Origin of the sequence: Pontiella sp., assembly GCF_041622395.1 — a bacterium.
GTDB lineage: Bacteria > Verrucomicrobiota > Kiritimatiellia > Kiritimatiellales > Pontiellaceae > Pontiella.
This window is the reverse complement of sequence record NZ_JBFJYW010000230.1, coordinates 1-6,460: the sequence shown is the minus strand read 5'-3', so window position 1 is coordinate 6,460 and position 6,460 is coordinate 1. Positions and strand designations below refer to the sequence as shown.

General features: G+C 56.9%; 6 protein-coding genes and 2 pseudogenes. 4 read left to right on the top strand and 4 right to left on the bottom strand.

What is annotated here, in order from left to right:
* A pseudogene (locus tag ABYO54_RS12715) lies at positions 1-682 on the bottom strand (hypothetical protein); the annotation flags it as partial.
* Positions 683-1,418: 736 nt separating this feature from the next.
* Here ABYO54_RS12715 and ABYO54_RS12710 point away from each other — a divergent pair.
* Entirely contained in the window at positions 1,419-1,772 is a 354-nt protein-coding gene (locus tag ABYO54_RS12710) for a hypothetical protein (protein ID WP_372808624.1), read from the top strand.
* Between the two features lie 24 nt (positions 1,773-1,796).
* Positions 1,797-2,132 (top strand): hypothetical protein, encoded by a 336-nt coding sequence (locus ABYO54_RS12705; protein ID WP_372808623.1) that lies wholly within the window; start codon positions 1,797-1,799, stop codon positions 2,130-2,132.
* 89 nt (positions 2,133-2,221) lie between these two features.
* Here ABYO54_RS12705 and ABYO54_RS12700 read toward each other — a convergent pair whose 3' ends face one another.
* On the bottom strand, positions 2,222-2,833 hold the full coding sequence (locus ABYO54_RS12700) for a 3'-5' exonuclease (protein WP_372808622.1): 612 nt from the start codon (positions 2,831-2,833) through the stop codon (positions 2,222-2,224).
* A 123-nt stretch (positions 2,834-2,956) separates the two neighbouring features.
* Here ABYO54_RS12700 and ABYO54_RS12695 point away from each other — a divergent pair, with 123 nt between their 5' ends.
* Entirely contained in the window at positions 2,957-3,208 is a 252-nt protein-coding gene (locus ABYO54_RS12695) for a hypothetical protein (RefSeq protein WP_372808621.1), read from the top strand.
* 13 nt (positions 3,209-3,221) lie between these two features.
* Here the strand turns inward: ABYO54_RS12695 and ABYO54_RS12690 are convergent, their stop codons facing one another.
* Positions 3,222-3,965 (bottom strand): RNA methyltransferase, encoded by a 744-nt coding sequence (locus tag ABYO54_RS12690; RefSeq protein WP_372808620.1) that lies wholly within the window; start codon positions 3,963-3,965, stop codon positions 3,222-3,224.
* 67 nt (positions 3,966-4,032) lie between these two features.
* Positions 4,033-4,878 (bottom strand): deoxyribonuclease IV, encoded by an 846-nt coding sequence (nfo, locus tag ABYO54_RS12685; protein WP_372808619.1) that lies wholly within the window; start codon positions 4,876-4,878, stop codon positions 4,033-4,035.
* 318 nt (positions 4,879-5,196) lie between these two features.
* On the opposite strand from nfo, the pseudogene ABYO54_RS12680 reads away from it, so the two are divergent.
* A pseudogene (locus ABYO54_RS12680) lies at positions 5,197-6,460 on the top strand (pyruvate dehydrogenase (acetyl-transferring), homodimeric type); the annotation flags it as partial.

The following is a 6,460-nucleotide window of genomic DNA, read 5'->3' as shown; positions in this document are numbered from 1 at the left end:
TGTCGGCCAAGCCGATTGCCGCACTGCCCAACGACAGCATGGAGCGGACGGCGTCGTCCGTATCGGCCAGCAGTCCGCCGGCGTCGAACGTATCGAAATCGATGTTGCCGATCATGGTCATGTATTCGGGCATGTCCTCCGACAGGGTGTAACCGACCCCGAAATCGAACAGGTTCAAACCGAAATCACGGGTGGACAGGTGGCCGTTGTCGACTCCCCATTGCTTTTCTTCTTTCTCCATCTGCGGAAGATCTTGCATCGACTGTTCCTTCGTGACGGCGGAGAATTCCGCCATGATCGCTTCTTCGGTGGCCGAGGTTTCGGCCGTTTCGTCGGAGGTGACTACCGCAACCTCGTTCGTTGGATCGAGCTCTTCGGCAGCCGCGACCTCGGCCGTTTCGTTGGTGGCAACCACCGCAACCTCGTTCGTTGCGGCGACCTCTTCAGGAGTCTTGACGGGGCCCACAACGGGTTCTTCCTTGGTCTGCTCGAACTCCTTGCCGAAGAAACCATATGCCGCCGGGTTGTGCCACGATGCCGAAGCATTGTTCACCGATGCCGCGGTCGCGCCCCCCATGCCGATGGCTCGGTAGCCTACAAACGAATATTGCTCGGCAGTCACCCCCATGGCCAAACCGACAATCACCACGCCCACACCTAGTTCTATATTTATCCCTTTCATACCCATCTCCTTGGTTTCGTTGAAACGATAGTAATTCGTGGATCTTTTTCCTCAAACACAAACAGCTGTTAAATTTGATCTCCGGTTTAGTCGCTTCGCCTCTTCGATCCCGAATCGCCTTCTCTCGCATGGCCATATCGACCACGCGTCCGAAGGGCTCCGCCAAGCGGCCGGCGGCGCATGCGATAGGGGTTATGAAATCCTAAATTAAAAACAGGAAAAAAAGGCTTTCAAAACAGTACCGAAAAGGTACGGTATGCGGCAATTCGAAGTGCAGAGGACGCAAAGCCATCATTTAAAAAATAAATAAATACTTCGCCATAGACGGCGGCGAATGAATTGACCCTTCTCCAAATTGAGCATGAAAGAACAGAGACCAGTAGCCGCGAGATTAATAATGAAAACGAAAATCCAAATAGCGGGCATCCTGAAAGCTGTTCGCCACACTGTTTTCAGCTGGCTCGACTCGCTGTGTGACAACCCGGGGTTGAAAACCTCGTCCAGCCGGAATGCCATGGGGCTCCAGCCCTGTCCGGTCAAGGCTCAGCGGCAAAGATAACGCCCAAGGCTTATTCTCCGAAAGCGCCCCTGCGTTGCTTGCGATTAGCTGAATGCTAACGCTTCGCTCATCGCTTCAAGTAAACGGCCCGGTTGAATGGGGGCGTGCGAAGGAAAAGATCGCACCGTTGAATCCATCAACCTCAACCTTTTCACCCACCTCCAACATAAGGAGATCATGATGAAACATACAAACAACACACCGAAGAAAAGAATACACGAAAACCACCTCGGCGACGCCCTTGCCAAAGGGGCGCTGGTCTGGGGCCCGGCATACGCTCTCGGGGCAACCACTGCGGCCTATTGGCTGGCAATTCCCCTGACCGGCAAGGTCTTGGCCTATTCCGAGATCCTCGCAAACGCATTGCCCGTTTTTGCGGCATGGGGAATGGTTGCCGAGAGCGCCAAATGGATGATCCGCAAGTCCCTCTCCCGGCGCATCCCTCGCCGGAGAAAGTCCGCAACGCACCGCAATGGAAACCGTTTCCTGCCGCGCATCCGCCCAACCGGTCTGCGCCCGAAGCACGCCTAGTGAATATTGAAAAAGGAAAGAAAAATGAAAAACAGAGAAACAATGCATAGAGACAAGAACGGAAATACTTGGAAAGCGGCCACGGCCAAAGGAGCCCTGGTCTGGGGTTCGGTCTATACCACCGCATCCGCCGGCGCGGCCTATCTTTTGGCTCCGGTGATGACCGGGAGCACGCCCGCATTCGGCGACCTCCTGATGGATTCGCTGATCATCTTCCCGACGGCCGGAGCGGCCAAGGGGTTGGTGAGCTGGCGCATGCACAAGGCCGAACATGCCGGCGAAACGGATCCTCTGGAAAAATACACCAGCAGGGGCAGAAAGACCCGCAGGCATCCGGTGCGGATCAATAAGGCCGCATAGTCAGGAACCCCCGAATACAAAAAGGCGGAGCCATCGGCTCCGCCTTTTTACGTGGGGCGGGCTCTTGTCGACAGCCAGCGCTTCGGTGGCTACACCAAGCCGTTTTTTTGAAAGGCGAGGTAGATTTCGCGGCCGAGCCAGGCGTCGGTGGCCGCATAGATTTGCTGCGATTGCGTCAGCTCCGTGCGCGCCCAATTCGAGACCTGTTCCTTTTTCGAGATGCGGAACCCGAACAGGATTGCGGTAAGACCGCGCAGCCCCATGTTCTTGATGTGCGCCCGCTTGGCCGGGTTGGCGAGTTCGATGAAGCCATCGGCTTCGAACGGTTTCATGGCCTGCAGTTCGCTGATGTCGCGATCGATTGCGACGCCTGCCTTGATGATGGCGGGCGACGACAGCACCTTGACCAGGTTGGGGGTAAGGCCGCACTGTTGAATCTGGAAAAGATAGACTTCGTTTGCGGTGGCGAGCTGGAGCAGGGAAGGGTCGTAGCTTTCGCCCTTGCGGAAGGCCGGCCGGGTCTCGGTGTCGAAGCCTAGCAACGGCTCGTTCAAGAGCGTTGCCGCCGCCGCATCCGCTTCCGCTTCGGTGTTGAACAGACGGATCGGCCCGTCATAGGCCTTCATCGGCAATTCGTTGATCTCTGATTTGGTGATATGTTTCTTCGTCGGAAAATCGTTCATGTATATAACTTTCTTCAACCGCGGTTCCATTGGATCTGCCATTGGCGGTTGCCTATTTGCCCTGGGTTCGCGTGTGTTTATATTGTCAATTTCGCGGTATCGTATATGCTCCTTGCATTAAGGCAAGAGAAAGGACACACGATGAATACAAAACCGATTCTGATACCCGTCATGTGCATGCTCACGGCCGGGTGTGTGTCGCAGTCGAAAATCGAATCGCTGATTGCCGAAAACAACGAGGAAGTCCTCTTCCCCCGTCTGGAGCTGATGGAGGCCAAGCTGGGCGAATCAACGCGTCTGAACGAGCAACAACGCAAGGTTTTGGTCCGCCATTACGAACTCTTGGGAGAGTTGTCCGCCAACGCGTTGTCCGAATTGGAGAAGATCCAGTAGCATCGCCGCGACGTTAGCGGTTCCCCTTCTTCTTCCACTGTTCGGTGACCCAGATGGATTGCCTCGCCAGGCCGAGCAAAATCTTGGCATCGGGCACGGTCAGCTTGCTGCGGGTAAAAATGCGGCGCAGCCCCATCATCATATGATCGAGTTTCTGGTCGTGCACGAACTCGGTCCGGATCATCATTTCGCGCCAGGTGGCGAACATGCGTTCGCGCAACGCCGAGTCGGCCTCGGGGGCCGACTCTTCCGCAGGGGAGAAGATTCCCGCCGCGCAAAACATTTCGTAGCAGCACACATATACGGCATGCGATAGGTTCAGCGAGGTATACAGTTCGCTCGACGGGATCTGGATGATATGGGTGCACAGCGCCAGCTCTTCGTTGAACAGCCCCTTGTCTTCGCGCCCGAACACCAGCGCAATCTTATGGTCCTTCGCGCTTTCGAGTCCGATCGGTGCAAACTCCTTGGGCGAGTAGGCGGTGTCGCGGTAAAACCCGGTGCGCGCGGACGTGCCGGCCACCACGGTGCAGTCGGCCACGGCCTCGGCGAGCGTTTCATATTCCTTGCGCGCTTCCAGTTGCGCCCGCGCGTTGCACGAAAACTTCCGCGCCTCGTCCATGTCCATGTCCGCCCGCGGGGCGACCACGGCCAGATCGGTGATGCCGTTGTTGTTCATTGCCCGGCACACGGAGCCCATGTTCCCGCCGAACATGGGATTGACCAGAACGATTCTGATGTTTTCTAGTATGTTCATATTTCTCATTGGCCGCACGAGGCTCGATAAGCCGGAACATCCCGTTCCCGCGCCTCTTTTTTTGCGGCTATCCTTCCTGATAACTCCCGAGCAGCTTGATTTCCTCCGCCCAGATGGTTTCGTCGATGGTTTCGAGAATAAGCGGCAGGTGGTCGAAGCGGGCGTCGGCCATGATGTATTTGAACACCTCGAGGCCGAGCTCGCCTTGCCCCAGGCTATGGTGGCGGTCGACCCGGCTGCCGAGCCCTTTCTTGGAGTCGTTGAGGTGCATGCCCATGAGGTAGCGGAAGCCAACCACCTGATCGAATTCGGCAAAGACCTTTTCGCAACCCGCCGCCGTTGAAAGGTCGTAGCCTGCGGCAAAGCTGTGGCAGGTGTCGATGCAAACGCCCACGCGTTCCTTGTCCTCGACCTGATCGATGATTTCCGCGAGGTGCTCGAATCGGAATCCCAGGTTGGTGCCCTGGCCGGCCGTGTTTTCGATCACGGCCGATACGCCCTTGGTTTGGTCCAAGGCAATATTGATCGACGCCGCGATGGTCGCCAGGCATTCGCTTTCGGAAACCTGTTTGAGGTGGCTGCCGGGATGGAAGTTGAGCCGATCGAGGCCAAGCTGTTCGCAGCGTTGCATTTCGTCCAAAAAGGCCGCGCGCGATTTTTCGAGTTTGTCCGCTTCGGGGTGGCCGAGATTGATCAGGTAGCTGTCGTGGGGCAGAATCTGTTCCGGCTTGAACCCGTGCTCGTCGCAATGGGCTTTAAAGGCGTCGATGCTAGTTACCGTCAACGGATTGGCTACCCATTGGCGCTGGTTCTTGGTGAACAGCGCAAAGGCGCTGGCCCCGATCCCGGCGGCGTTGAGCGGGGCGTTTTCCACCCCGCCGCTTGCGCTCACATGCGCTCCGATATATTTCATGCGTTCTCCTTCTTCTGGCAACAGTCGCCCTTTAAACCACACTCGCATCGTTGAAAAAAGCACCTTTGATCAATAAACGGGCACATGTGCATCCAACAAGGTGCCGTTTTTCCCGGCGCCCGGGTCAAATAACCCAAAACATGATAGGAGAACTCCGTAAAAATACGCATTTTTTAATTGTGTACTGGATTGCTCCTATTTAAGTTCTTTTCTGACTAAAGCGAAGGAAGCATGGTAATGGATAAAGCCGATTCGATGATGGGAAACACGGATTTCGAGAAGTAGGACTGGCTCGATGCGCTCGACGAACTTTTGGAAATGGAGGGGGCCGACCGCGTAAAGGATATCTTGCACGACTTGCAGGTGGCCGCTCACCGGAAAGGGGTGCGTTTGCCGTTTTCCGCCAACACCCCCTATATCAACACCATTCCGCTCTCGGAACAGCCCGCCTATCCGGGCGACCGCGAAATGGAGCGCCGCATCAAGTCGCTCATTCGCTGGAACGCGATGGCGATGGTGGTGCGGGCCAACCGCGAGGAAGACGGGATCGGCGGGCATATCTCTTCCTACCAATCCATCGCCACGCTCTATGAAGTGGGCTTCAACCATTTCTTCCGGGGGCGTACCGAAGATTTTCCGGGCGATCTGGTCTATTTCCAAGGCCACTCGTCGCCGGGCGTCTACGCACGCGCCTACCTCGAAGGGCGCTTCGACGAGGAACGGCTCTCCAACTTCCGGCACGAGCTGCACGACACCCCCGGTCTCTCTTCCTATCCGCACCCGTGGCTCATGCCCGACTTCTGGCAGTTCCCGACCGTCTCGATGGGACTCGGGCCCATCACATCCATCTATCACGCGCGCTTCCTGAAATATCTCGAGGACCGCGGACTGCGCGAGCCGCAGGGGCAGCACATCTGGGCGTTCCTCGGCGATGGCGAGACCGACGAACCCGAAACCCTCGGCGCCATCAACCTCGCCGCGCGCGAAAAACTCGACAACCTGACGTTTGTCGTCAATTGCAACCTTCAGCGGCTCGACGGCCCCGTTCGCGGTAACGACAAGATTATCCAGGAACTGGAAGCATCATTCCGCGGCGCCGGATGGAACGTGATCAAGGTGCTGTGGGGCGACAGCTGGGATCCGCTGCTCGAAAAGGATGAGGATGGTCTGCTGGCCAAGCGCATGGGCGAGGTGGTTGACGGGCAATATCAGAAATACACCGTGGAAGATGCTGCCTACGTCCGCGAACACTTCTTCGGCACCGATCCCAAACTGCTCAAACTGGCGGAGCACCTGTCCGATACCGAAATCAAGCGGATGCGCCGCGGCGGTCACGACCCGATCAAAATCTATGCGGCCTATAAAAAGGCCGCTGAAACAAAAGACCGCCCGACCGTCATTCTCGCCAAAACCGTCAAAGGCTATGGCCTGGGCGCGGCCGGGGAAGGGCAGAACATCACCCACTCCCAGAAGAAACTCGGTGAGGAATCGCTGCGTGAGTTCCGTACCCGCTTCGGTCTGCCGATTTCCGACGAAGATATTGACAGCGTACCGTTTTACCGTCCGGCGGAAGACAGCCCGG